At 41.6% G+C, this 2,639-nt stretch carries 3 protein-coding genes; 1 reads left to right on the top strand and 2 read right to left on the bottom strand.

Translation table 11 applies throughout. The annotated features are described in order from the left end of the window. Positions 1–47: 47 nt before the first annotated feature. Together ACYTXL_RS18445 and ACYTXL_RS18440 are read right to left on the bottom strand one after the other, a co-directional pair. Positions 48–1,259 carry a sensor domain-containing diguanylate cyclase gene (locus ACYTXL_RS18445; protein WP_461926011.1) on the bottom strand — a complete coding sequence of 404 codons (1,212 nt, stop codon included), beginning with the start codon at positions 1,257–1,259 and terminating at the stop codon, positions 48–50. Positions 1,260–1,537: 278 nt separating this feature from the next. Then, complete coding sequence (locus ACYTXL_RS18440; protein ID WP_334825845.1) at positions 1,538–1,768, bottom strand: DUF6737 family protein; 231 nt, start codon at positions 1,766–1,768, stop codon at positions 1,538–1,540. A gap of 574 nt (positions 1,769–2,342) precedes the next feature. Here ACYTXL_RS18440 and ACYTXL_RS18435 point away from each other — a divergent pair. Beyond that, the gene (locus ACYTXL_RS18435) at positions 2,343–2,549 is read left to right on the top strand and encodes a hypothetical protein (RefSeq protein WP_461926010.1); all 207 of its coding nucleotides are present in this window, start codon (positions 2,343–2,345) and stop codon (positions 2,547–2,549) included. Positions 2,550–2,639: the final 90 nt, after the last annotated feature.

The following is a 2,639-nucleotide window of genomic DNA, read 5'->3' as shown; positions in this document are numbered from 1 at the left end:
AGTATAGCTTCCGATTGGAGTTTTCAAACCGAGTTTTCTCGCCCTCTTCATGCAATAGATTGCCGCTTGAGACGCTTATGAGCGTACATTAATTCATCAGACTTGGCGATTAGTTCTTCTAGTGAGAGATTGCTCTCTGATGAATAACGCTCTATCCCCATACTCATCGAAAGTTCATAGCTGCGGTTTTGCTGTTGGTTAAAGTTAGCGATATTTGCTTGCAGACACACTTGAATGCTATCAGCGTCCTGAAAGTAGCTGGAGCTCAAAACAATGAACTCATCTCCACCCAAGCGGGCAACAATATCCGGGTTCGGAAAACTTTGCTTGAGCAATTGAGCAGCATCAACAATCAAGGCATCTCCTATGTCATGACCAAGGGTGTCGTTAATTAGCTTTAGCCCATCTAAATCAATGAAGATCACCCAGCAAAAAACTTTCATGCAGTGAACAATTTTTAACTGTTGTTCAGCCAACAAAAAGAAACCACGTCGGTTATGCAAACCTGTTAGTTCATCGGTTAGCGATAACTGCCTTACTTCCATCTCTGCTTGTTTGCGGTTGCGAACTTCCTGAATGAGTTCCATTTGAGCGATCGCTTGCCGAGTTAGGCGACGCAGTGCATCCAACTGCTGGTAACTTAAAACACGAGGAATCGTATCGATCACACACAACGTTCCGATGGGAAAACCCTTGGGTGTAACTAGTGGGGCACCAGCATAAAAACAAATATTGGGATTACCTTTGACTAGGGGATTGTTATTAAAGCGATCGTCCTTGAGTGCGTTGGGAACCACTAATATATGATTTGGTTGAAGAATGGCATGGGCACAAAAACTCAACTCTCTGGGTGTTTCCGTAGTGTTTAGTCCAACCTGAGATTTAAACCATTGGCGATCGCTATCTACTAAGCTAATTAAAGCAATTGGAGTCTCACAAATGTGGGCAGCCAGAGCAGTTAGGTCATCAAATGCTTGTTCCGGTAGAGTATCCAGAATATTGTACTCCGCCAATGCTTTGAGCCTTTCTGGTTCATTTTCAGGTAGAGGAACAGCTGGCGTTTTCACAGATGAGTGTCTGAGCCTTAGCCAGCGAAGTCTGGTATGCTGGAAATTTTGCAATAACCACCTGATTACCTTTCCAGCATCAAGGCTGCGTGATAGAAACATCTCTGCAATAAAAATCAACATTCGGTTGAATCTACAGAAATATTGTAATGCATGATATTCTTCATGCCTTCGGTTTGTTCTGTTGTTCATATCACTCTAACTTTCACTGGAGAAATTTCCTGATTATATAGATGTTTACAAGCTCTTTTGCCCCAATTCAGGTTGGAAATTAGAAATTATCAGTATATGTGAAAAATTATCAAAGTTTATTATACTGGCAGAGTTCTTCGTCACAACTTGACATTTTTGATTTCCGCTATTTTATATAGATGCACAGAAGTTGCCAGAGTTGGAAGCCGTCCCTGGCAACTTCTCCTTCCCGTCTGTTCTCTACCTGGAGCAATTTCCAGTATCAGATCAGGCTCTAATTAGTCTTTATACGACTCCAAAATCCCACTGCGAATCATTAGTTGCGGCCAAAACAACACAAAAAATCCCATCCAGGTGACTACAGGGATGGAAACGAGAACTGTTAGCCAGATAGTTTTAAATAGTAACCAGCTACCACCAATTAGTGTTACACCTGTGAGAACTATAGACCAGGGCTGGCACCACCAAGGTTTGTAATTCCAGGGACTTACGGGCTTTTGTTCAGACATTGGTAAACTCCAAATTTTCCTGGTGATAAATTACCAATTTACAACACAAAAACCGAGGTAAAACCTGCATTTAGTGATATGGCAACGGACAGGTAGCTTAGGACAGCAATAAAATCACAAAGTACGCTGTGCAAGGGGCATTTACCGCCAACTGTCCTAAAGGCTTTGGCGATTGCTATAACTCATATCTTGCACGATATATAGTTGCTAATTATATAGACAAATATCTATTTAATTAGTTTGTAAGTTTTTACCCTTACTGGGGAAACTACAATCCCCTTTATCCCATCAACCAAAGCATTAGGGATTGCTTTTATTCTTTCTTACCTTTTATTCTCTGATTGATTATCTCGATCTGATGTGATTTACTTTTTAGTTCCTATAGATTCGGATTGTTTACCGACTTCGCACCCCAAAAGGATTTTCACCCAACATTCAGATGTCTTCGACTCTTGAGAATATAGTTTTATTTTATAGATAATTTACCATGAATGGCAAAGTCTGTCTATAAAATCAGAGAAGTTTACCAATACAAAACAAAACTTCCACTGGCAAAATCATCGGAATACACGGAATGCAGGAAAATATCGCGGCTGTTAGGGTCGAGGTGTGCATTAGTGCACATTGGTGTCAACTTAACGTGAAAGTTAGTCTAGAACCAGCTTTTACAGATTATCTCGTTCCCAGTCTCAGACTGGGAATGCCCGTCGTTGAGGCTCCGCCTCAAGACTTGCGGCAGAGCCGCAATGAGGAGCATTTCCAGCCAGAGGCTGGAAACTAGTAGTTCATGTCATTAATTCTGATGTGTTGCGCCGGAGCATTATATAATAACGGTGTGTCCACATATCGGGACACGAGTGTCGGTGCGATC

The organism is Nostoc sp. (genome assembly GCF_054880495.1).
This window is presented reverse-complemented; position numbering and strand designations above follow the sequence as displayed.